At 68.0% G+C, this 21,422-nt stretch carries 20 protein-coding genes and 1 other RNA gene; 7 read left to right on the top strand and 14 right to left on the bottom strand.

The window, feature by feature from the left end:
- Positions 1 to 58: 58 nt before the first annotated feature.
- The 7 genes from mraY to ABLE91_RS22990 form a co-directional block, all read right to left on the bottom strand.
- The gene (gene mraY, locus ABLE91_RS22960; protein WP_348934635.1) at positions 59 to 1,141 is read right to left on the bottom strand and encodes a phospho-N-acetylmuramoyl-pentapeptide-transferase; all 1,083 of its coding nucleotides are present in this window, start codon (positions 1,139 to 1,141) and stop codon (positions 59 to 61) included.
- 4 nt (positions 1,142 to 1,145) lie between these two features.
- Positions 1,146 to 2,579, bottom strand: a complete 1,434-nt coding sequence (locus ABLE91_RS22965; protein WP_348934784.1) for a UDP-N-acetylmuramoylalanyl-D-glutamyl-2,6-diaminopimelate--D-alanyl-D-alanine ligase — start codon at positions 2,577 to 2,579, stop codon at positions 1,146 to 1,148.
- Positions 2,579 to 4,024: a UDP-N-acetylmuramoyl-L-alanyl-D-glutamate--2,6-diaminopimelate ligase gene (locus ABLE91_RS22970; RefSeq protein ID WP_348934637.1), complete on the bottom strand. Its 1,446-nt coding sequence runs from the start codon at positions 4,022 to 4,024 to the stop codon at positions 2,579 to 2,581. Before ABLE91_RS22970 ends, ABLE91_RS22965 begins: the two co-directional genes overlap by 1 nt.
- A 97-nt stretch (positions 4,025 to 4,121) precedes the next feature.
- Positions 4,122 to 5,885: a peptidoglycan D,D-transpeptidase FtsI family protein gene (locus tag ABLE91_RS22975; protein ID WP_348934786.1), complete on the bottom strand. Its 1,764-nt coding sequence runs from the start codon at positions 5,883 to 5,885 to the stop codon at positions 4,122 to 4,124.
- Between the two features lie 261 nt (positions 5,886 to 6,146).
- Complete coding sequence (ftsL, locus tag ABLE91_RS22980; protein WP_348934639.1) at positions 6,147 to 6,821, bottom strand: cell division protein FtsL; 675 nt, start codon at positions 6,819 to 6,821, stop codon at positions 6,147 to 6,149.
- Positions 6,822 to 6,827: 6 nt separating this feature from the next.
- Positions 6,828 to 7,859, bottom strand: coding sequence for a 16S rRNA (cytosine(1402)-N(4))-methyltransferase RsmH (rsmH, locus tag ABLE91_RS22985; RefSeq protein WP_348934640.1), 1,032 nt, complete (start codon positions 7,857 to 7,859; stop codon positions 6,828 to 6,830).
- Positions 7,856 to 8,326, bottom strand: a complete 471-nt coding sequence (locus tag ABLE91_RS22990) for a division/cell wall cluster transcriptional repressor MraZ (RefSeq protein ID WP_348934643.1) — start codon at positions 8,324 to 8,326, stop codon at positions 7,856 to 7,858. The genes rsmH and ABLE91_RS22990 overlap by 4 nt, the downstream gene beginning before the upstream one ends.
- A 272-nt stretch (positions 8,327 to 8,598) precedes the next feature.
- On the opposite strand from ABLE91_RS22990, the gene ABLE91_RS22995 reads away from it, so the two are divergent.
- The 6 genes from ABLE91_RS22995 to ABLE91_RS23020 all read left to right on the top strand — a co-directional run bounded on the left by ABLE91_RS22995 (position 8,599) and on the right by ABLE91_RS23020 (position 12,338).
- The gene (locus ABLE91_RS22995) at positions 8,599 to 9,306 is read left to right on the top strand and encodes a TerB family tellurite resistance protein (protein WP_348934646.1); all 708 of its coding nucleotides are present in this window, start codon (positions 8,599 to 8,601) and stop codon (positions 9,304 to 9,306) included.
- Positions 9,307 to 9,326: 20 nt separating this feature from the next.
- Positions 9,327 to 10,088 (top strand): N-acetylmuramoyl-L-alanine amidase, encoded by a 762-nt coding sequence (locus tag ABLE91_RS23000; RefSeq protein WP_348934788.1) that lies wholly within the window; start codon positions 9,327 to 9,329, stop codon positions 10,086 to 10,088.
- The gene (locus tag ABLE91_RS23005; protein WP_348934649.1) at positions 10,085 to 11,176 is read left to right on the top strand and encodes a class I SAM-dependent methyltransferase; all 1,092 of its coding nucleotides are present in this window, start codon (positions 10,085 to 10,087) and stop codon (positions 11,174 to 11,176) included. The genes ABLE91_RS23000 and ABLE91_RS23005 overlap by 4 nt, the downstream gene beginning before the upstream one ends.
- 78 nt (positions 11,177 to 11,254) lie before the next feature.
- Positions 11,255 to 11,627, top strand: an RNA gene (gene rnpB, locus ABLE91_RS23010) — RNase P RNA component class A.
- Between the two features lie 64 nt (positions 11,628 to 11,691).
- Complete coding sequence (locus tag ABLE91_RS23015; protein ID WP_348934652.1) at positions 11,692 to 11,943, top strand: AbrB/MazE/SpoVT family DNA-binding domain-containing protein; 252 nt, start codon at positions 11,692 to 11,694, stop codon at positions 11,941 to 11,943.
- On the top strand, positions 11,940 to 12,338 hold the full coding sequence (locus tag ABLE91_RS23020; protein ID WP_348934654.1) for a type II toxin-antitoxin system VapC family toxin: 399 nt from the start codon (positions 11,940 to 11,942) through the stop codon (positions 12,336 to 12,338). Before ABLE91_RS23015 ends, ABLE91_RS23020 begins: the two co-directional genes overlap by 4 nt.
- A gap of 7 nt (positions 12,339 to 12,345) precedes the next feature.
- Here the strand turns inward: ABLE91_RS23020 and ABLE91_RS23025 are convergent, their stop codons facing one another.
- The 3 genes from ABLE91_RS23025 to ABLE91_RS23035 form a co-directional block, all read right to left on the bottom strand.
- On the bottom strand, positions 12,346 to 12,837 hold the full coding sequence (locus tag ABLE91_RS23025; RefSeq protein WP_348934655.1) for a DUF1993 domain-containing protein: 492 nt from the start codon (positions 12,835 to 12,837) through the stop codon (positions 12,346 to 12,348).
- Positions 12,838 to 12,939: 102 nt separating this feature from the next.
- Positions 12,940 to 14,913 (bottom strand): c-type cytochrome, encoded by a 1,974-nt coding sequence (locus ABLE91_RS23030; RefSeq protein ID WP_348934657.1) that lies wholly within the window; start codon positions 14,911 to 14,913, stop codon positions 12,940 to 12,942.
- A gap of 110 nt (positions 14,914 to 15,023) precedes the next feature.
- Positions 15,024 to 16,178 (bottom strand): HPP family protein, encoded by a 1,155-nt coding sequence (locus ABLE91_RS23035; RefSeq protein WP_348934659.1) that lies wholly within the window; start codon positions 16,176 to 16,178, stop codon positions 15,024 to 15,026.
- 337 nt (positions 16,179 to 16,515) lie between these two features.
- Between ABLE91_RS23035 and recR the strand changes: the two genes are divergently transcribed.
- Complete coding sequence (recR, locus tag ABLE91_RS23040) at positions 16,516 to 17,121, top strand: recombination mediator RecR (RefSeq protein WP_348934662.1); 606 nt, start codon at positions 16,516 to 16,518, stop codon at positions 17,119 to 17,121.
- Positions 17,122 to 17,229: 108 nt separating this feature from the next.
- Here recR and ABLE91_RS23045 read toward each other — a convergent pair whose 3' ends face one another.
- From ABLE91_RS23045 to ABLE91_RS23060, 4 genes are all read right to left on the bottom strand, one after another.
- Positions 17,230 to 17,727: a ferritin gene (locus ABLE91_RS23045; protein ID WP_348934664.1), complete on the bottom strand. Its 498-nt coding sequence runs from the start codon at positions 17,725 to 17,727 to the stop codon at positions 17,230 to 17,232.
- Between the two features lie 70 nt (positions 17,728 to 17,797).
- The gene (locus tag ABLE91_RS23050; protein WP_348934669.1) at positions 17,798 to 19,048 is read right to left on the bottom strand and encodes an Nramp family divalent metal transporter; all 1,251 of its coding nucleotides are present in this window, start codon (positions 19,046 to 19,048) and stop codon (positions 17,798 to 17,800) included.
- Between the two features lie 346 nt (positions 19,049 to 19,394).
- Positions 19,395 to 20,561, bottom strand: coding sequence for a class C beta-lactamase (gene ampC / locus ABLE91_RS23055; RefSeq protein WP_510181988.1), 1,167 nt, complete (start codon positions 20,559 to 20,561; stop codon positions 19,395 to 19,397).
- Positions 20,562 to 20,600: 39 nt separating this feature from the next.
- Positions 20,601 to 21,422, bottom strand: coding sequence for an isocitrate lyase/PEP mutase family protein (locus ABLE91_RS23060; protein WP_348934673.1), 822 nt, complete (start codon positions 21,420 to 21,422; stop codon positions 20,601 to 20,603).

Genomic DNA, 21,422 nt, shown 5'->3' on the forward strand with positions numbered 1-21,422 from the left:
TCCAGCCTTAGCCTTCTAAACCCCCTCCCCCGCAAGGGGGGAGGGTAAACCTAGTGCCTCAACGCAGCTTCAGCGTGGCGAGGCCCAGAAGCGCGAGGACGACAGCGACGATCCAGAAGCGGATCACCACCTGACTTTCGGTCCAGCCCAATTGCTCGAAATGGTGGTGGATCGGCGCCATCTTGAACACGCGCTTGCCGGTGAGGCGGAAGGAGATGACCTGCACGATCACCGACACCGCCTCCAGCACGAACAGGCCGCCGATCACCGCAAGGACGATCTCGTGCTTGATGGCCACCGCCGTGGCGCCGAGAAGCCCGCCCAGCGCCAGCGAGCCGGTGTCGCCCATGAAGATCTGCGCCGGCGGCGCGTTGAACCACAGGAAGCCGAGCCCCGCGCCGATGATGGCGCCGCACAGCACCGCCAGCTCGCCCGCCCCCGCCACGTAGTGGATCTGCAGGTAGTCCGAGAACACCACGTTGCCGGAGAGATAGGTGACGACGCCGAACGAGCCGGCGGCGATCATGACAGGCACGATGGCGAGGCCGTCGAGCCCGTCGGTCAGGTTCACCGCATTGCCGGCAGCGACGATGACGAAGGCACCGAACAGGACGAAGAACCAGCCGAGGTCGATGAGCAGGTCCTTGAAGAAGGGGAAGGCGACGGAGGAGGAGAGCCCCGCCCGGCCCACATGGATGAAGGCGATGACGGCGAGCCCGGCGATCAGGAATTCTGCCGCAAGCCGCGCCTTGCCGGAAAAGCCCGCATGGGTCTGCTTGGTCACCTTCAGATAGTCGTCATAAAAGCCGATCAGCCCGAAGCCGAGGGTGACGAACAGGACGATCCAGACATAGGGGTTCGACAGGTTCGCCCAGAGCAGGGTGGCGACGATGAGCCCGGAGAGGATCATCAGCCCGCCCATGGTGGGCGTGCCCTTCTTCACGAGGTGGGATTGCGGCCCGTCGGCGCGGATCGGCTGCCCCTTGCCCTGGCGCACCCGCAGCACCGAGATGATGGCCGGGCCGAACAGGAACACGAACAGAAGCGCCGTGACGATCGCCCCCCCGGTGCGGAAGGTGATGTAGCGGAAAACGTTGAGGCCGGGGAAGACGTCGTTGAGCTGCGAGAGCCACTGAAGCATCTGACTATCCTTCGAGCACGGCCTCCTCGGCCGTGCGGAAACGGTCGGCGAGCGCCTTCACCAGCGGCCCCATGCGCGAGCCGTTGGACCCCTTGACCATGAGCGTGTCGCCGGCCCGGATCGCCGAGGCGAGCATGGGCGTGAGCGCGCTGGATGTCGGCGCATAGCCTCCGCGGCGGTCCGCTGGCAAGGCGTGCCAGAGCTCGTGCATCAGCGGCCCACAGCAGAAGACGAGATCGATGCCGCCCTCCGATAGGGGGCCGGCGAGCGCGCGATGGTGCTCGGCCGCCGCCTCGCCCAGTTCCAGCATGTCGCCCAGCACGGCGATGCGGCGCCCGCGCGGGCCCACCGGGGTGCGGCTCAGAACGTCGAGGGCGGCGCGGATGGAGGCGGGATTGGCGTTGTAGCTCTCATCCAGCAGCGTCGCGGAGCCGCCCGGCAGGGCCAGCTGCAGTGGCACGCCGCGCCCGGGCGGGGGCTTCAGCCGCGCGAGGGCGAGGCCGGCCAGGGCGAGGTCCGCGCCCAGGAGCTGGGCGGCCGCAAGCACGGCAAGGGCGTTCTGCACGATGTGCCGGCCCGGCATGCCCAGTTTCAAGGTCACCCGCGTGCCCATGACATCGGCCACCAGGGTCGAGCAGTCGGCCTTCAGGCACACCTCCACCAGATGGCAGTCGGCGGAGGGGTCGGCGCCGAAGGTCACCACCTGCGCGCCCTTGGCATGGGCGGCGGCGGCGAGGCGCGCGAACTGGGGATTGTCCAGGTTAAGCACTGCGGAGCCGCCCGGCTCCAGGCCGTCGAAAATCTCCGCCTTGGCGTCGGCGATCTCCTCGATGCCGGAGAACTGGGCGATATGCACCGGCTCCACCGTGGTGATGACCGCCACATGGGGGCGCACCATCTTCACCAGAGGCGTGATCTCGCCGGGATGGTTCATGCCGATCTCGAACACGCCATAGCGCGCCGCGCGCGGCAGGCGGGCGAGGGAGAGCGGCACGCCCCAATGATTGTTGTAGGAGGCGGCGGAGGCGTGGGTGGCCCCGTCCGCAGAAAGCGCGAGGCGCAGCGCCTCCTTGGTGGTGGTTTTGCCCACCGAACCGGTGACGGCGGCGATATACGCCTGCGACCGCGCACGGGCGGCAAGGCCGGTGGCCACCAGGGCGCCCAGCACATCGTCCACCACCATCAAAGGCGTGCCGGGGGCGAAGGTGTCCGCCTTCTCGCGCGCCACCACGGCCAGCGCGGCGCCGTTCTCCAGCGCGCGGGCCACATAGAGGTGGCCGTCGCTATTGTCGCCGGAGATGGCGAAGAAGGCATCGCCGGGATTGAGGGTGCGGGTGTCGATGGAGACCCCTGTGACGGGGGACGCAGCGCCGCGCACCTCGCCGGAGGTGGCGGCTGCCAGTTCCTCGATGCCGTAGAGCGGCGTCACATCGGTCATCATGAGCCTTGCTCCCCCAATGCGGCGAGGACCGCCGCGGTGTCCGAGAAGGGAAGTGTGCGGTCGCCTATGATTTGGCCGGTTTCGTGACCTTTGCCGGCGACCACCAATGCGTCCCCAGGTTGAAGCATCTTCACCGCCGCGTCGATGGCCTCGGCGCGGTCGCCGATTTCCCTGGCGCCGGGCGCCGCCGCGAGGATTTCCGCGCGAATCGCGGCGGGGTTCTCGCTGCGGGGATTGTCATCGGTGACAATGACGATATCGGCGCCCTTTGCGGCGATCGCCCCCATAAGGGGCCGCTTCCCCCTGTCCCGGTCGCCGCCGCAGCCAAACACAGCGATGAGCCGCCCGGGGACTGCCGCGCGCAGGGTGTCCAGTACCGCCTGGAGGGCTTCGGGCTTATGGGCATAATCGACGAAGACGAGCCGGCTATCATCCGCCCCTACCCGCTCCATGCGGCCTGGCACGCCGGGGAGCGTCGCCATGGCGGCAAGCGCGGCGTCCTTGTCCTCCCCGCAGGCCATGGCAAGGCCCGCGGCCAGCAGCGCATTGTCCGCCTGGAACGCGCCGATGAGGGGAACGAGGATCTCCCGCCCATCCGCGAGGCGCACCCTTTGGCCAACCCCGTCCGCCGAGATGGCGGCCACATCGATATCGCCGCCCTGGCCGATGGCGATGGTCCTCAGCCCGCGCGTCTTCGCCCAGGCCAAGGTCGTCGCCCCATAGGGCGCGTCCAGCAGCGCGACGGCGGGTGCATCGTCCGGCAGCAGCGCCGTGAAGAGGCGCAGCTTGGCGTGGTAGTAGGCCTCGATGGTGGGATGATAGTCGAGATGATCGCGGCCAAGATTGGTGAAGCCGCCGGCGCGCAGGCGCACGCCGTCCAGGCGGAACTGGTCGAGCCCGTGGGACGAGGCTTCCAGCGCCATGTGGGTCACCCCCTCCCCCCCGAGGCGGTCCAGCGTCGCGTGCAGATCCACCGGGTCCGGCGAGGTGAGGCCGCCATAAGTGGCGCCGTCCGGCGCCACGAGGCCGAGCGTGCCGAGATAGGCCGCGCGGTGTCCCAGACGCTCGAACATATGGCGCAGGAAGAAGGCGACCGAGGTCTTGCCCGCCGTGCCGGTGACGGCGGCGATGGTCGCGGGCTGGCGGGGATGAACCCGCGCCGCAGCGAGCGCCAGCGAGCGGCGGATATTGAGGGAAAAAGCGAGGGGGATCGCCACGTCCGGCATCTCGCCGGCGGGCTCCATGAGGATGGCCGCTGCGCCGTGGGCCACCGCCTGGGGAATGAAGCGCGCGCCGTCCGCCTTGGTGCCGGGAATGGCGACAAAGAGCGATCCGGGCACGACCTTGCGGCTGTCGGCGGTGATCCCGGCGATGGGGGTGGCCGCATCGCCGCTCATGAGGCGGGCGTGGCCGGAAAGGATGTCGCCGAGAATCCTGGTCATTGCTCCTGCGTCTCGTTCGCGCGGCCCCCCAGCCGCGAACTTTCCTTCCCGTGCACCATATCCCCACCCCCTCTTGCGAGGAGGGGGAACTCTACAACTACCGCTCCGCCACCTTCTGCGGCGGGCCGGAATTGCGCAGCATCTGGTCGGCGGTGGGAAGGTTCTGGCGCGGCATCACGCCCAGCATGGGGGCGATGCGCTCCACAATCTTGCCGGCGGTGGGCGCCGCGTTCCAGCCCGAGGTGGCATAGCCGTGGGTCTCGGGCAGAGGCTGCGGCTCATCCAGCATCACCAGGATCAGATATTGCGGCTTGTCCATGGGGAATACCGCCGTGAAGGACGTGAGCAGCTTGTTCTTGGCATAGCGCCCGTTCACCACCTTCTCGGCGGTGCCGGTCTTGCCGCCCACATAATAGCCGGCGACCTCGGCCTTGGTGGCCGTGCCCTTCTCGGCATTGAGGCGCAGCAGATAGCGCATCTTGTCGGACGTCTCGGGCTTCAGCACCCGCACCGCCACCTTTTCCGCATCCGCCTGGGAACGCTTCAGGAAGGTGGGCGGGATGAGGAAGCCGCCATTCATCATGGAGTTCACCGCCATCACCGCCTGGAGCGGGGCGACTGACAGGCCGTGGCCGAAAGCGATGGTGGCGGAGTTCAGTTCACCCCAGCGCTTGGGCACGATGGGCTCGGAGCTTTCCGGCAACTCGGTGCGCAGCCGATCGAGCTGGCCCATCTTCTTCAGGAAGACCTTATGGGCCTCGACGCCGAGCGAAAGCACCATCTTGGCCGTGCCCACGTTGGACGACACGAGGAAGATTTCCGGCACGGAGAGCACGCGGTTCTCGGCATGGTAGTCGTGGATGGCGAAGCGGCCGAAGGAGAGGGCGCCGCGCGCGTCGAAGGACGAATTGAGGCCGATCTTCCCGGAATCCAGCGCCATGGCAAAGGACAGGGCCTTGAAGGTGGAGCCCATCTCGAACACGCCGGTGGTGAGGCGGTTCAGATAGGCGTCGTCCTTGGGGTTGCCGCCCACGTTCGGGTCGAAGTCCGGCAGCGAGACCAGGGAGATGATCTCGCCCGTACGCACGTCGGTGACGATACCCATGGCCGCCTTGGCCTTGAACTTGTCCTTGGAGCGCATGAGCTCGTCACGCACGGCATTCTGCACCCGCACGTCCATGGAGAGCTGGACAGGCTCCTGCTGCCGGTCGGTGGCAAGGCCCGCAAGGTGCAGTTCGGCAAGGCCCGAGCCGTCGACATATTTCTCGATGCCGGCAATGCCCTGATTGTCGACGTTCACGCCGCCGAGCACGTGGGAGATGGTCGGCCCGTCGGGATAGACGCGCCGGTTCTCGCGCACGAAGCCGATGCCGGGCAGGCCCAGGCGGTAGATGGCGCGCTGCTGGGCGGGCGTGATCTCGCGCTTCAGCCAGGCGAAGCCCTTGCCGGAATTGAGGCGGGTCCGCGCTTCCGCGACATCGAGGTCGGGCAGCACCTTCAGAAGGCCTTCCAGCGCCTCGTCCGGGTCGATGAGGCGGCGCGGCTCGGCGAAGAGGGAGGGCGACTTCACGTCGATGGCGACGGTGTCACCGTTGCGGTCGATGATGTCGGGGCGCGCGGAGGCCACCGCATCCGACCCGCCACCGCGTCCGCCATCGGGATCGGAAAAGACGGCGAGGATGGTGAGCCGGCCGGCAACCGCCGTGAACACTAGGCAGAAGGCGACGACGATGAGCTTCAGCCGGGCGCGGGTGACGGTCTCCGTATCCTGCCGGTCCATGCCGAACAGCGCACGCACCAGCCCACGCGAGAAGCTGAAGGAGAAGCGCACCAGCCCGAACGCCAGGCGGATGCAGCCCATGATGAGGCCGTGAATGATGCGCGCCACCCGGTGGGTGAGGCTGAGATAGACCTCCACCACCGCCATCACGATGGCCATGACCGCCCAGCCGATGATGCGGCCGACGAAGGCAAAGGCGACGCGGATCGGCCCGGGAATCGGAATAGACGGCAGCCGCGCGGAAAGATGCCGCACTGAGGAAACCCCGTCGGCGAGAAGCCGGAGGGAGGGCAGCCGGAGCGGGGGCAGATTGAAGGAGGGCAGGTTCATAGGTCTTGCTCCTCAATGCCCGCTGGAGGGAACGACGGGGCCGAAGAAGCTGCCGAGGCCGCGCACCAGCCCTTCCACGGGGGAGGCGGCCGGCGGGGGCGGCGTCGGCACCGAGGCCGGTTCGGACATGGCAAGGCCGGGTTGCGAGGCGGAACGCGGGGCCGCGGGGCGCGGGGCAGCGGACGCACTCGGCGACGGCGGAGGCTTGGGCGCGGACACCGGCGCGGAGGCCGGGCGCAGAGCGGAGGTGGCCGGCAGCACGGCGGCCCCGCCCCCGGTGGAGGACGAAGAAGAGGACGAAGATGATGAGGAGGACGTGGAAGCCCGCTCCGGCTTGCCCACGGAAGAGGTCACCAGCGGCGCGTCGCTCAGCGCCTCGATCAGGCCGCCGAGGCCGTCGCCGCCGCCCGCCGGCTTCTCCGGCAGGTCGTCCAGGGTGGACATGGCATCGACGCTCAGCACTTGGAGGTCGAGATGGCGCTGCACGAGGCCCTGCACATAAAGCGGGGAGGTGCGGCGCGCCCATTCCGCGCGCATCACGGCGATGGCGTCACGCTCGGCGCGGATCGCCTGACGCAGATGGGCAAGGCGCTCGGCATCGGCCGTGGAGGCGTATTTCACCTGATACACCACGGCCGCGGTCACGAGCAGCGCCACGACCATGACGAGGTTGGCGACGCGAAACATCCAGCTTCATCTCCGCCCGCGGCGTTGCATCTCGGCCGGGCGCAGGCCCGGAAGGTCGCCCTCCCCGTGCGCCGGGGCTTCCGTGCGCTCGGCCGCGCGAAGTTTCGCGGAACGGGCACGCGGATTGGCCGAGATTTCCTCGGGACCGGCTTCCACCGCCCCCTTGGACAGGAGGCGGAAGGAGGGGGCCGGCCCTTCGGCTTGCGGCAGGTGGCGCGAGGAGGACGGCGCCTTGCTCCGGTGTGACAGAAAAGTCTTAACGATCCGGTCTTCGAGGGAGTGAAAAGTAACCACGACGAGCCGCCCGCCGGGCTTCAAGGCCCGCTCGGCGGCGGCAAGCGCGCTCACAAGCTCGTCAAGCTCGCCGTTCACGGCGATGCGCAGGGCCTGGAAAGTGCGGGTGGCGGGGTGGATCTCACCGGGCTTCGCCCACACGACGCGCGACACGATCTCGGCGAGCTGCGCGGTGCGGGTGATAGGCGCCTCCGTGCGCGCCTTGACGATGGCCCGGGCAATCTGGCGGGACAGGCGCTCCTCGCCCAGCGTGTAGATGACGTGGGCCAGCTCTTCCTCGGGCAGCTCCGCCACCAGATCGGCAGCGGTCGGCCCATGGTCCGCCATGCGCATGTCGAGCGGCCCGTCGCGGCGGAAGGAGAAGCCGCGCTCCGCCTGATCGAGCTGCATGGAGGAGACGCCGATGTCCAGCACCACGCCGTCCAGGGGCGCGAAGCCGAGATTTTCAGCCAAAGTGTCGAGGTTGGCGAAGCGGTCCTCGGCCAACGTCAGCCGGCCCTTTGCCTCCAGCACCAGATCCGCGCCGCCGGTGATGGCGGTGGGGTCGCGGTCGATGCCGAGCACGCGGCAGTCAGCCGCCTCGAGGATCACCCGCGTGTAGCCTCCCGCGCCGAAGGTGCCGTCCACATAAGTGGCCGCATCCTTCGGCGCGAGGTGCGCGAGAACTTCCGCAAGCATAACGGGAAGATGACGGGCCGGTCCGCCTGCGGCGTCGGTGGGCCCGACCCCGCGGCCCGATTTCATCCCTTGCTGCCTCCATTCTCCGCTCCGGAGCCAAGTGAACGCCGTAACTGCCGCACCTTCTCGGTGGCCTCCGCGAGATGGGCACGCAGGCGTTCGGGCTCCCAGATCCTGAATTTGTGGCCGAGCCCCACGAAAGCCACCGTGTCCGAAATGGACGCATGGACCTTCAAGGTCTCGGTGAGGACCACCCGGCCTTCCGGGTCGATCCGCAATGTCTCGCTGGTGCCGTAGAGCGCGGCCGCCAGTTCCTCGCGCGCTTCCGAATAGGGCGGAAAACGCGCGATCAAGGTGTCGATCTCTTCCAGCAGCCGGGAGCCGCCGGCATCCAATGCCGGCTCCGCAAGGCTGGGATGGCAATAGAGGGTGTCCGTCCCGTCGCGCGCCAGCACGGCGCGGTAGGGCGAGGGAATGGAGACCCGGCCCTTCGCGTCGAGGCGCATGGTGTAGGTGGACACGAAGCGATCCATGACGCTTTCGCCGCCCCTCCTGCTTCCCATGGCGACCACCCGCACCGGCCTCTCCGGCGCATTTCCGCGCCGGTTTTCCGGCACTGGATCGCTTGCTTGGGTGATCTTGGGTTAACATGGGATTGTATGGGCAGTCAATGAATCGCCATGGGTTCTGGCACCCCGCATTTACCGGGCGTACACCTTAAGGAAGGGTTGAAGTGCGCCTGTGGCCTGGGCTTGCGCGCCATGGCAAAAGAGATGCGGGGCAAAGGAGAGAGACGAAGACGGACATGGTCTATGTGGGTTTGATCGGCGGGGCCGGGGTGGGCCTCGCCTTGGGCGGGCCGCTCGGGGCCCTGGTGGGTGCGCTCGCCGGCCATGCGCTCGACCGGCTGCTGGCCCCCGCGCCGAAGCCGGCGGCCTTCTCCATCGGCCTCATCGCCTTGTCCGCCAAGATGGCGAAAGCGGACGGGGTCGTGGTGCCACTGGAGGTGGCTGCGTTCCGCGAGGTGTTCGACATCCCGCCGGAGGAGCTGGCCGGCGTTGCCCGCGTGTTCGACCTCGCCAAGCAGGATACGGCCGGCTTCGAGGCCTATGCCAGCCAGATCGGCGCCTTGTTCGCCGATGAGCCGGAAACCCGCGAGGACCTTCTGGACGCGCTGTTCCACGTGGCCAAGGCCGACCATGCGCTGCACGAGCGGGAGCTTGAATTCCTCCAGGAGGTGGGCCGCCTCCTCGGCTTCGAGGGCGCCGCCTATGAGCGCATCGAGGCCCGCCACGTGCGCCGGCCGGGCGATCCCTACGCCGTCCTCGACCTCGCCCCTGACGCCAGCGACGCCGAGGTGAAGGCCCGCTGGCGAACCCTGGTGGGCGAGCACCACCCCGACCGCCTCACCGCCCGCGGCCTCCCGCCCGCCGCGGTGAAGCTCGCCAACGACCGTGTGGCAGCCGTGAATGCCGCCTATGAGAGGGTCTCGAAGATGCGGGGGTTGAAGTGACGGGCGCGCTGCCGGACCCCATCCCCTTCCCGCCCGACAGTCCTCTCGTCGGCGTCCTCGCCCCCTCGCCCAATCATGGCGAGCGGCGCGCGCCCGTGGACATGCTGCTCCTGCATTACACCGGCATGGAAAGCGCCGAGGCCGCCGTGGAGCGGCTGCGGGCGGTGGAGGCGGAGGTGTCGGCCCACTATGTGGTGCTGGAGGATGGGACCATCGTTCAGATGGTGCCGGAATCCCGCCGCGCCTGGCATGCAGGCCTCTCCTCCTGGGAGGGCGTCACCGACATCAACTCCCGGTCCATCGGCATCGAGATCGTCAATCCGGGGCACGGCCAGGGTTACCCAGATTTCCCCGAGGCGCAGATGGTGGCGGTGGCGGCGCTCTGCGCCGAGATCGTGGAGCGCCATGGCATCCGGGCCGACCGGGTACTCGCCCATTCCGACGTGGCGCCGCTGCGCAAGGACGATCCGGGCGAGAAATTCCCCTGGCACCTCATGCACCATGCGGGCGTCGGGCATCTGGTGCACGAGGCGCCCATGCAGGGCGGCCGCTTCTTCATGCTGGGGGATGCCGGCCAGCCGGTGGCTGCGCTTCAGTCCATGCTGGCGCTCTACGGCTACGGCATCGCCGTGACCGGCGCCTATGACGGGGAGACGGAAGCGGTGGTGCGCGCCTTCCAGCGCCATTTCCGCCGCTCCAAGGTGGACGGCGTCGCGGATGCCTCCACCATCATGACGCTGCGGGAATTGATCATGACCCGTCCGGGCGAAGAGGTGGCATGACCGGCCCTTCCGGCGATGTGCGGCCCATGCCCATGGAAGGGCATGGCGCCTATAATCGTAATTCCCGCGTGCAGGCGGCCGGGCTCCTGCCGGCGGTGACGCTGCTGCAGGACGCGACCCGTATTGTCCCGCTGGAATCCGGGACGCAGCCGGTGCTGGTCGCGGACTATGGCGCCTCATCCGGGCGCAATTCGCTGGTGCCGATGGCGGCCGCCATCGGGGTACTGAGGGAGCGCCTCGGGCCGGAACGGGCGATCAGCATCGTCCATACCGACCTGCCCGGCAATGATTTCACCGCGCTCTTCCAGACCCTCGAGGACGATCCGGACAGCTATCTCAAAGGCGATCCGGCCGCGTTCGCCTCTGCCGTGGGACGGTCCTTCTACGAACAGATCCTGCCTCCGGAAAGCGTGACCCTGGGGTGGAGCTCCTGGGCCGTGCAATGGCTGAGCCGGGTGCCGGCGGTGATCCCGGACCAGGTCCAGATCGCCTTCAGCCGCGACCCCGACGCCTGCGCGGCCTTCGCCCGACAGGCCGCGCAGGATTGGCGGACATTCCTCTTCGCCCGAAGCCGCGAGCTGCGCCCCGGCGGGCGGCTCGTGGTGCTCACCATGGCCGTGGACGATGCAGGTGAGTTCGGCTACCGCCCCCTGCTCGCGGCCATCCAAGCCACGCTCGAAGGCATGGTCCGCGAGGGCTTCATCAGGCCCGACGAGCTCAGGCTCATGGCCATTCCCACGGTGGGGCGAAGCCGGGCGGAACTGGCGGCGCCGCTGGAGGATGGCGGGCTCGGCGGCCTCACCATCGCGCACCTGGAGGTGTTCCACGCCGAGGACAGGATCTGGGCGCAGTTCGAAGCCGATGGCGATGCCCAGGCGTTCGGCGCCCAATGGGCCGCTTTTTCCCGGGCTTCGGTTTTCCCCACCTTGGCGGGCGCCCTGGAGGGCGGGCGCGACGACCCGCGTGCGGCCGGCTTCATGGAGCGGCTGGAAGCCGGCACGCGGGTGCAACTCGCCGCGGCGCCCGAGCCGATGCTGATCCCGCTCGCCAAGATGGTCATCGCCAAGGACGTGCCGGCCGGCGGCTAGCGGCCTGGTGTGCCCAACATGACAGCTTCATGGCATAAGCCCTTGACGCGGCGGGCGGACACGCCCATTGGTCCCCCACCAGCCGGCCGGGCGGCCGCGTCACCTTCGGGTGCCGAGGAAAGTCCGGGCTCCACGGAGACACGGTGCCGGATAACGTCCGGCGGGGGCGACCCTAGGGAAAGTGCCACAGAAATCAAACCACCCGCGCGTGCGCGGGCCAGGGTGAAACGGTGGGGTAAGAGCCCACCGCGCGACCGGCAACGGGAGCGGCACGGCAAACCCCACCGGGAGCAAAGTCGAATAGGGATGGCATCCTTCGGGAAGGCCCCGTCTTCGGGCCGCCATCCGGGTTGACTGCTCGAGGCGCCGGGCAACCGGCGTCCCAGATGAATGGCCGCCACGCGGGAGCAATCCCGCCGTACAGAACCCGGCTTACAGGCCGGCTGGTGCTTTCCCGCTTGAACGGAAGCTGAGTCTCCATTGAATGTAAGGCAGTTTTGCCTTACATTCGGGTCATGATCACACTGACCGTCACCGCCAAGGGCCAGGTCACCCTGCGCAAGGATTTTCTCGACCATCTGGGTGTGCATCCCGGCGACAGGATCACCGTGGACAAGCTGCCCGATGGCCGGATCGAGGTCCGCGCCGCGCGGCCCGAGGGGGAAATTTCTGACGCCTTCGACTTTCTCAAGCGGGAGAATGGCCCGTCTTTGTCCGCCGAAGAGATGAATGAGATCGCCGCCAAAGGCTGGGCCGGCCGGCGATGAAAATCACCGCCGACACCAACATCCTGGTGCGGGCGCTCACGGGCGACGATGCGCGCCAAAGCAGGATCGCCCAGGCGGAGCTCGCGAAGGCGGACATGGTGGCGCTGACGCTGCCGACACTGTGCGAGCTCGTATGGGTTCTGTCGCTCGGCTACAGAATCCCGTCGGCCGATATCGCGGAGGCCATCCGACGGCTGATGAATGGCGCGAATGTCGTGGCGAACCGGCCGGCGGTGCAAGCCGGCCTCGCTTTGCTGGACGCGGGCGGCGATTTCGCAGATGGCGTCATCGCCTATGAGGGAAGCTGGCTCGGCGCGGAAACCTTCCTGTCCTTCGACAGGAAGGCCGTGAAGCTCCTCAAGGCCCAAGGCGAGGCGGCGCGCCTCCTCGCATAGGTCCTGCTCACGCGATGCTGAGATAGTCCTTCTTGCCGATGTTCACGCCCGCCTGGCGCAGGATGCCGTGGGCGATGGCGAGGTGGAAGAAGAAGTTCGGCAGCATGAACTGCGCCGGATAGTCCGCGCCGCTGACTTTCAGAAACCGCAGGTCCACCTCGCGCGCCTCGGCGCCCTCGAACTGGGCTGGGGCCACGCTCTCCACGAAGGCGAGGGTGTTGGCGAGGCGTTCCTTCAGCTCGGGGAAGGTGGTCTCCGTGTCCGGGAATGAGGGCGCGGCGACGCCGGTCAGCCGGGTGATTGAGGCCTTGGCCGTGTCGCTGGCGCGCTGGATCTGACCGGAGAGCGGCAGCATGTCCGGAGCGAGGCGGGCATTGATCAGTTCGGAAGGGTCGATGCCCTGCGCGGCGGCGTGGGCCGCCGCCTTGTCCATATAGGTGGACAGGATGGTAAGGCCCCGGGCCAGCACCGGAACCGTGTAATCATAAATGCTCGACATGGTCACAATCCTTCGCGGACGCCGACGGAAGAGGCCGGCGCCGCGCTGGACGTAAGCGCTCTCCGGCGCCGTTCAAGCTGGAGCGAGGGCGCGGCGCGCCCCTTACTTAGCGGCAGCGTTGAACATGGGCGCGCCGAGCTGGAGCGTCTGCACCACCTGCTGGCCGAAGCCGGTGAGCAGCGAATACTGCTCCGCCACGCCGGTGTTCGCCTTGGCCGTCACCAGCGGGCAATAGGCGACGATCAGCGCATTGGCGACGTCGGAGCGGCGGGCCTTCGGGTTCTGCTGCATCAGCGTGTTGGCAAAGCGCGTCGCCACGTCGCCGGTCACCGGCACCGCGGGCTTGCCCACCAGGCTCACGGCCGCATCCACCAGCGCCTTGGGCACCAGCTTGTTGGCGGCGGTGGGGTCCGGGCAGGTGAGCTGGGCGGCGATGCTGGTGGGCTGGCGCGCCACCAGCGAGGTGCCGGTGGGCGTCGCCCAGATGGTGGAGACGGGCGGCATGGCCGGCCCCGCGAGCCCTTCCGAGATGGCGGCCGCCACCTGAAGGGTGAAGCGCTGCAGCTCGCTGGACTTCTGCCAGTCGGGGAGCTGGGCCTGCGCCACCACCGGGCAATAGGCCGCGGTCAGCGCATCCACCACCGTGCCGGCGGAGGCGCCGCTGTCGGCGTTCTGGTAGGCGCTGATGAGCACGCGGGTCTCGCGCTCGCCGCCCTGCATCATCTGCGTCAGCGAGGCGACCGCCTGCGGATCCGGGCCGGTCGCGCCGGGCCCCCCGCCCACCTTCGGGCAGTTGAAGGCGGAGGCCTGCTGGGTGCCGTAGTCCGGCACGTCGGCGGTGGCGCGCCACGCGGCCACCATGGAGGCGGTGGCATTGGCGGAGCCGCCATTGTGCCAGGAGGTGCGCACGTAATTGACGAGGTTCGCCACCTGCTGGTCCGAGAGCCGGCCGGCGAAGGACGGCATGGGGCCGTAAGTGCCGCCCGCCGGCAGCCCGCCCAGGATGGCCATGATAACGTTATAGGGCTCGGACGCGACCACCGCCGGGTTGTTGACCAGCGCCGGGACCACGTTGGACGAGCCCGTGCCGCCGGCCTGATGGCAGGGCGCGCAATTGTCGATGTAGAGCTTCGCCGCCTGCTGGAACACGTCCGGCGGCAGCGGCGAGGCGGCCTGGGGCGCGGGAATGTCCTTCGGCGGCGGGCTGTCGAGGAGATAGGTGACGAGGGCGGCGCGGTCGGTGGGCGTGAGGTAGGCGAGGCTCTCGCGCACCACTTCCGCCATGGGGCCGAACACCTCGGTCTTGCCGGGCACGGAGCCGTTGGTGAAGAACTGGGTCAGCGTCTCCGAGGTCCAGCCGTCCTTCTTGAGGGTGGCGGTGTCGATGTCCGGGGCCCAATAGCCGTCCACATCGGCGCCGAGGAAGTGCTGCTTCGCCTTCACCGCGCCCATCAGGTTGCGCGGGCTGTGGCAGTCCGAGCAATGGCCGAGGACCTCGACGAGATAGGAGCCGCGGTTCCACGCGTCGCTCTTGCCGGCGGTGGGCTTCCAATAGGACGCATCGAAGAACAGTTCGCGCCAGGCAAGCAGGCCGAGGCGCACATTGAACGGGAAGGCGAGCTCGTTCTCCTTGCGCGGCTCGGCAATGGCCGGGATGCGGCGCACATAGGCCCACAGCGCTTTGAGGTCATCGCCCGAGATGCCGGTATAGGCGTCGAACGGCATGGCCGGGTAGAGATAGGCCCCGTCGGCGCGGACGCCGTCATGCACCGCGCCCTTGAAGTCCTCGAACGTCCATTTGCCGATGCCGTAGGTGGGATCGGACGTGATGTTCACCGAGAACATGGTGCCGAACGGCGTGTTGAAGGACAGGTTGCCCGCATAGGGCTTCTTGGGATCGCCCGTGTGGCAGGGCATGCAGTCCGCCGCGCGGGCGAGATAGGCGCCCCGGTCCACCAGGGCCGAATCATCCCCTGCCGCCGGCGCCGTTGGCGCAGCAGGCGTCTGAGCCAGGGCCGTTCCCGCAAACGTGACGGCCGCCGCCGTCAGAACCGCCAGTTTCCGCATCCCCGCCATGGCCCCAGCCCTCCGTGATGCCCTCAAGTATCTTGGACATCTTACAAATTGGCGACGGGAAGGCATCACACTTCTTCCGCGACCTCTTGGCCGGGTACGTCGCTACGGCTTCAGCCCGGCACGAGGCGGTCGCGGAACAGGGCTGCGATGAGGTCGGACTGGGTGACGATGCCGGCCAGCTGGTCGTTTGCGTCCACCACCGGCACGGCATGGTGCCCGCCATCCGCCATCAGGGGCACCAGATCGGCGATGGGCGTCTCCGGCCGCGCGGACTGCACGTGCACGCTCATGATTTCCTGCACGGAGCCTTGAGGCGCGCGGGCGAGCCGCACCACATGGCGCAGGCGCTGGCCAAAGGAGACGCGGGGCCCGCTTGCGCCCCAGGTGGCTTTGTCCAACAGGTCGCTCTGGGTGACGATGCCCACCACCTTGGCATCGTCGGTGGTGACGGGCAGCGCCTTCACATGATGCCCGCGCATGAGGTTCAGCGCCTCCCGCATGGAGGCTTCGGGCGGGACCGCCGTGACGTCGCGGGACATGATGTCGGCGCAGGTGATCTCGCCGGAGCGACGGGCATAGGCCCGCACCTCGGCGAGGCGCAGCACCTGTTCCAGGTCCTCGCGGCTCACATCCAGCAGCCGGTCATATTGCTTGAGGGCCGCATCCAGGTCCGTGTCGGAGAAGCCGAGCCGGGCCGAGGGCGGCGGGTCCCTATTCTCCCGCGCGGGGGCGTGGGCCACCGCGGGATACTGCCGGCCGGTCAAGGCGTTGTAGGCCAGCGCGGTGGCCAGCAGCAGGAAGGAATTGAGCAGCACCGGCGACAGCACGAAGCCGTAGCCCAGCGTGTGCACCGCTTCCCCGCCCAGCACGGCGGTGAGCGCCACCGCGCCGCTCGGCGGGTGCAGGCAGCGCAGCAGCAGCATGAGGCCGATGGCGATGCCCCCGGCCAGTCCTGCCGCCAGGAACGGATCCGGGACGAGCCGCGCCGCCGTCACCCCCACCAGCGCCGCCACGAGATTTCCGCCGATGATGGACCAGGGCTGCGCCAGCGGGCTGGACGGCACGGCGAACAGCAGCACGGATGAGGCGCCCATGGGCGCGATGAGCAGCGGCACGGCCGAATCCGGCCCCAGAGCCAGTCGCGTCGCGAAGCCCGTGATCACAAGCCCGATCAGGGCACCGATGCCGGCGCGCAGCCGCTCGGCGGTGCTGACGGGCGCAAGGCCCGGAATGAACCGCTTCAGGAAGGGGATGAGATGGGGCATGGGCGATCCGGCGGAGGGGTAGCCGTCCTCGATGACGGCCGCGACTGAGTCCGGACGCGTGAGAGTGCCTAACCCCTTAGCAATCGCCCAAACCATAGGCAATATTTCGCTACGTCATGTCACCGCACGACGGATCGCCGGCTTATGGCGGCAAGGTGCGCCGAAGCGCGGCTATGGGCGTTGACGAGCCAATGGCTGCGGTCAGGCGGCCGGCCCGCTCTCGGAGAAGGTGCCGGCCAGCTTCTGGCGGGAACAGCCGGCGGATAAGAGCCGGGCGCGCCATGGCAATCCGGCGCGGCAGGCGCTACATGCGGAAAGTCCCGCCGAGAAAAAAGTCATGCCCCGCGCCGTCGCCGGCCCAGAAATCGAACGCCTGATCCAGCTTCTCGCTCGCCTGCCGGGCCTCGGCCCGCGCTCGGCGCGCCGCGCCGCGCTGCACCTCATCAAGAAGCGCGAGGCGCTCATGGCGCCGCTCTCAGTGGCGCTGGGTGACGCGCTGGGCAAGATCGTGGAATGCCGGGTGTGCGGAAACGTGGACGTGCGCGACCCCTGCACGGTCTGCACCGATCCGGAGCGGGAAGCGGGGACATTGGTGGTGGTGGCGGACGTGGCCGACCTCTGGGCCCTGGAGCGGGCCGCGGCCCTGCGCGCCAAATACCATGTGCTGGGCGGCGTGCTCTCGCCGCTGGATGGGGTCGGGCCGGACGACCTCAACATCTCCAAGCTGGTGGAGCGGGTGCACCAGGAGCATGTCAGCGAGGTGATCCTGGCGCTGGGGGCGACCGTCGATGGCCAGACCACCGCCCACTACATCACCGATCTGCTGCGCGGGCTGGAGGTGAAGGTCACCCGCCTCGCCCAGGGCGTGCCGGTGGGCGGGGAACTGGACTATCTGGACGAGGGGACCCTGTCGGCGGCGATCCGGGCACGGACGCCGTTGTAGCCTCCACCCCTTGGAAACCGTCATGGCCGGGCTTGACCCGGCCATCTCCCTCCTTTGAGGAAAGATCCCCGGGTCGAGCCGGGGATGACCAAGTGAGAAACCGGCCCCTCAGCCCGCCTTCGCGAGGCCGCCCAGCTCCTTGTCGATGAAGTAGGCCGAGTTCGGCCCCTCGCCGATCAGCTCGATCTTGTCGAGGATCTGGCGGCACAGCTTCTCTTCCTCGTGCTGCTCGGCGGCGAACCACTGGAGGAACTGGTCGGTCTCGTAGCTGTGCTCGGCGCGGGCGAGGTCGATCACCTCGAAGATGTTCTTGGAGACCTTGCGCTCCTCCTCCTGCACCCGCTCGAACAGCGCCTTGATATTCTTCGCGTCCACCACCGGCTTCGGCAGGGCCTTGAGCGAGATGGGGGCGCCGAGATCGTCCAGGAAGGCGAAGAATTTCAGCATGTGGGTCAGCTCTTCCGCCGCATGGACGAGGAGGAAGCTCTTGACGCCCTCGAACTTGTGGTCCGAGGCCCAGGCGGCCGCCTGGAGATAGATGTGGTGGGCTTCCAGCTCGCCGTTGAGCAGGTCGTTGAGCTTCTTCTCAAGCTTGTCGCTGACCATTTTCTGACACTCCAGGTTGGGGTCCTGCCCCCCGGGGCGCGGACCGGAAAGGATAGGGAACGGTCCGGCCTCAGCCGCCGGGGATCCAGCCCACCGTCTGGCCGAGCACCACGAGGTTCAGCACCAGGAGGATGATGGTGGCCGGCCACATGACGATGCGGACCCAGGGCGCATTCACCATGGCGCCCATGACACCCATGTTGTCGGTGAGCATCACCAAGGGCAGCAAGGCGAAGGGCAGCTGGATGGAGAGAACCACCTGGCTCCAGACCAGGATCTCCACCGGCTTGGCGTGCAGCAGGATGGCGATGAGCGCCGGCGCCATGGTGGCCGCCCGGGTGCCGAGGCGGATCAAGAACGGGCTCACATTGTCCATCTTCAGGAAGCCCTCGAACACCACCTGGCCCGCGAGCGTTGCGGAGGTGGAGGAGGCGACGCCGGCCACCAGAAGCGCGATGGCGAAGATGAGCCCGGCCCCCTGGCTGAGGATGGGCACCAGGGTCTTATAGGCATCGTCGAAGGACTGGATGACCGTGCCGTCCTTCAGGAAGATGGGATGGAACACCGCCGCCGCCACCACCAGGATGGCCGCATTGATGAACCAGGCGACGAACAGCGAGATGTTGGTGTCCCACAGGGACCAGCGATAGAGCGTCGCCGCGTCTGCCAGCTTCTCCCTCAGCCGCGAGATGGCGAGGTGGGAGTGCAGATAGAGATTATGGGGCATGATGGTGGCACCGATGATGCCCACCGCCACGAACAGCGCGTCCGCGCCAAGGATGTCCTTGGACGGGATGATGCTGTCCAGCGCCACCGCCTCATAATTGGGATGGCTCATGAACATCTCCGCCACGTACATGACGGAGACGCTGGTGAGGAAGGTGAGGAACACCGTCTCGATGGCCCGGAAGCTCCAGCGGTTCAAAAGGAGGATCAGGAACACGTCGATGATGGTGATGATGGCGCCGAGCCACAGCGGGATGCCGAACAGGAGATGCAGCGCCACCGCCACGCCGACGATCTCGGCAAGGTCGGTGGCCATCATGGAGATGACGGCGGAGACGAAGAACACCTTCGCCATCCAGGGCGGATAGCGCTCCGCGCAATGCTGGGCGAGGTCCTTGCCGGTGGCGATGCCGAGCTTGGAGCAGAGGTTCTGCACCAAAGCGCCGATGATGCAGGAGAGCGAGAGCACCCAGAGGAGCGAATAACCGAACTGGCTGCCCGCCTGGAGGTCCGTGGCCCAGTTTCCGGGGTCGAAATAGCCGATGGAGATGATGAAGGCGGGGCCGAAGAATTTCCACCAGGCGGGCCGATGCATAGGCGGCGCACCTTCCACCCGGTGCGCCTCGCCCCGCGGCAGCGGGATTTCCGGCGATTGCGGCTTCGCGCTCGACCATTCTACCATGCCCGGCCCCCCGAAACCCCGCGAACGGCTCGCACCGCCCGCCTGACCCAAGGGCCAAACTACAGGGCAGAGGGGCGGGATCAATGGGTCGAGGATGGTAGAAGTGTACTTTCTAGACCCTCTAAACTACGGAAAACAAAGAAGATTCAGCGCTGATGCGGGCTTCGGGCGGAGTCTGGAAAGGTTCGATGCTTGCGCGAGGAAAGCTTATGACTTTCCCATGAAGCTTCCGCCCTGAAGGATCGTCCGGCTCGGGCGTTCACGGTGCTTCCGAAGAGAGCTGATCGAGCACGGCAAGCGCCGCCGTGATGCGGGCCGGGATCGGGACGTTCCGGTTCGCCAGCATCACGATGCCGATCCTTTTCTCGGGCACAAAGGCAACGTAAGTGCCGAACCCGCCGGTGGAACCGGTCTTGTTGAACAAGGTCGGCCCGGAAGGCGCCTGTGGCGGCGTGAGCCGGATTGCGGCATGGGGCTCCACGGCCATGGTGCCGGAATTGCCGGCCAGCAGCCGGTCCAGCGCGACGGGGTAAGGGTATTGCTCCCACCCGAGCCCCTGCACCATTTCGCCGACCCTGAAATATCCGATGTGCGTGCCTTCCACGGCACGCCGCATGGGCGCATCGAGCGTGTCCGGACGGATGTTGGCCTCGACGAAACGGATCATGTCCGCAGCCGTCGATTTGACGCCGTAGGCCTCCGCATCGAACGCGCCCGGGCTCACCCGCACCGGCTTGTCGGCCGCATTGTAGCCCCAGGCATAGCGGCCCATTTCCGCTTTCGGCACCCGGATATAGCTGCGGCTGAGGCCGAGCTTGGGGAACAGCTCCGCTTCGACCACACCGGCAAAGTCGCCGCCCATCGCCCGGCCCGTAACGTACCCGAGCAGGCCGATGCTGGGATTGGAGTATCGCCGCTGCGCGCCCGGGGTGGCGGACGGCTTCCATTGCTGGAAATAGGTTTCCATCTTGACTGTGTTGGTGACGGCGGCCGGGAACTGCAGCGGCAGTCCGCCAGCGGTATAGGTGCCGAGATTGAGCAGGCTGGCCGCGTCGATGGCACTGCCGCGCAATTGCGGCATGTATTTTCCCGGATGATCATCCAGCGAGAGCTTGCCCTGCACCTGCGCATAGGCGGCCAAGGTCGCGGTGAACGTCTTGCTGACGGAGCCGATCTCGAACAGCGTGTCCTTCGTCACCGGCGTACGGCTCTCTTTCGAGGCGAACCCGTAGCTGAAGAAATGCTGCCGCCCCTCGATCGTGACCGCCACGGCGATGCCGGGCACGCCATATTCCTTCATGAGCGGGCGGACGGCTTGGTCCACGGCGGCTGCGATCCTGCCGGGATCCTCGGCGGCGCGGACCGTGCTCGCGAGCAGGCAGGACGAGATGAGGGCCAGGGCAAGCGGCCGCACGGCCCGAGTGATGGAAATCAAGTCTCTTCCTCTCGTCGGGGCCGGCGCCCGCTATGCGTTCGCGCTTTGAACGCCGGGGTTCCGCAGGGCTTCCCAGCCCGGTGCCGTTTCGAGGCGGGAGAAGTCCCCGCCGGCGACCTGGCGGCCGATGTCCAGCATCGCCCCGCCGACCGCACGGGCCAGCGTGCCTCCGACGCTGATCCGGCGCACGCCGGCCTCTGCGATCTGCGCCAGGTTCAGGCCCGCGGCCCCCAGGCCGATCACGTGGTTGACTGGAGCGTGCACGGATTTGCAGATCCGGCGGAGACTCGCGAGATCGGGCACCCCTGGCGCATAAACCACTTCGGCGCCGAGCGCCTCGAAGGCGCGGAGCCGGCGAATGGCCTCGTCCACATCGTATCCGCCCGGGGCAAGCCCATCCGCCCGCGCGGTCAGGACGAGACCGTGGCGCCGCGCCGCCTCCACGGCTGCGCCGACGCGCTGCACGGCATCGTCATAAGCTCGGAAAGGCTCCGCTCCGCCCGGCCAGCGATCCTCGATGGAGAAACCGGCCAGTCCCGCCTCGGCCGCCTGCCGGACGATCTCCGCGATGCCGTCTGCGGTCTTGGAATAGCCGTCCTCCAGGTCCGCCGTCACCGGAAGGTCGGTGGCATGGGCGATCCTGGCGGCATATTCGAGGGTCTCTTCAGCCCCCAGCGTGCCATCGCGCTGTCCGACCGAGAAGGCATAGCCCGAGGACGTGGTGGCGAGCGCCTTGAAGCCGAGGCCCGAGAGCATGCGCGCGGCCGCGATGTCCCAGGGATTGGGGATGATGAAGCAGCCCTCCTTATGGAGCGCGCGGAACACCGCGACCTTCTCTTCCCGGCTGACCAT

Source organism: Aquabacter albus, assembly GCF_040049275.1.
Lineage (GTDB): Bacteria > Pseudomonadota > Alphaproteobacteria > Rhizobiales > Xanthobacteraceae > Aquabacter.

Bases quoted from the DNA above. Each gene is read 5' to 3' on its own strand.
- ABLE91_RS23035 (WP_348934659.1), bottom strand. From the start codon at position 16,178: ATGCCCCATCTCATCCCCTTCCTGAAGCGGTTCATTCCGGGCCTTGCG.
- ABLE91_RS22990 (WP_348934643.1), bottom strand. From the start codon at position 8,326: ATGGATCGCTTCGTGTCCACCTACACCATGCGCCTCGACGCGAAGGGC.
- ABLE91_RS22970 (WP_348934637.1), bottom strand. From the start codon at position 4,024: ATGACCAGGATTCTCGGCGACATCCTTTCCGGCCACGCCCGCCTCATG.
- ABLE91_RS22995 (WP_348934646.1), top strand. From the start codon at position 8,599: ATGGTCTATGTGGGTTTGATCGGCGGGGCCGGGGTGGGCCTCGCCTTG.
- rsmH (WP_348934640.1), bottom strand. From the start codon at position 7,859: ATGAAATCGGGCCGCGGGGTCGGGCCCACCGACGCCGCAGGCGGACCG.
- ABLE91_RS23005 (WP_348934649.1), top strand. From the start codon at position 10,085: ATGACCGGCCCTTCCGGCGATGTGCGGCCCATGCCCATGGAAGGGCAT.
- ftsL (WP_348934639.1), bottom strand. From the start codon at position 6,821: ATGTTTCGCGTCGCCAACCTCGTCATGGTCGTGGCGCTGCTCGTGACC.
- ABLE91_RS23030 (WP_348934657.1), bottom strand. From the start codon at position 14,913: ATGGCGGGGATGCGGAAACTGGCGGTTCTGACGGCGGCGGCCGTCACG.
- ABLE91_RS23050 (WP_348934669.1), bottom strand. From the start codon at position 19,048: ATGCATCGGCCCGCCTGGTGGAAATTCTTCGGCCCCGCCTTCATCATC.
- ABLE91_RS23015 (WP_348934652.1), top strand. From the start codon at position 11,692: ATGATCACACTGACCGTCACCGCCAAGGGCCAGGTCACCCTGCGCAAG.
- ABLE91_RS23060 (WP_348934673.1), bottom strand. From the start codon at position 21,422: ATGGTCAGCCGGGAAGAGAAGGTCGCGGTGTTCCGCGCGCTCCATAAG.
- mraY (WP_348934635.1), bottom strand. From the start codon at position 1,141: ATGCTTCAGTGGCTCTCGCAGCTCAACGACGTCTTCCCCGGCCTCAAC.
- ABLE91_RS23045 (WP_348934664.1), bottom strand. From the start codon at position 17,727: ATGGTCAGCGACAAGCTTGAGAAGAAGCTCAACGACCTGCTCAACGGC.
- recR (WP_348934662.1), top strand. From the start codon at position 16,516: ATGCCCCGCGCCGTCGCCGGCCCAGAAATCGAACGCCTGATCCAGCTT.
- ABLE91_RS23025 (WP_348934655.1), bottom strand. From the start codon at position 12,837: ATGTCGAGCATTTATGATTACACGGTTCCGGTGCTGGCCCGGGGCCTT.
- ABLE91_RS23020 (WP_348934654.1), top strand. From the start codon at position 11,940: ATGAAAATCACCGCCGACACCAACATCCTGGTGCGGGCGCTCACGGGC.
- ABLE91_RS22965 (WP_348934784.1), bottom strand. From the start codon at position 2,579: ATGACCGATGTGACGCCGCTCTACGGCATCGAGGAACTGGCAGCCGCC.
- ABLE91_RS22975 (WP_348934786.1), bottom strand. From the start codon at position 5,885: ATGGGCTGCATCCGCCTGGCGTTCGGGCTGGTGCGCTTCTCCTTCAGC.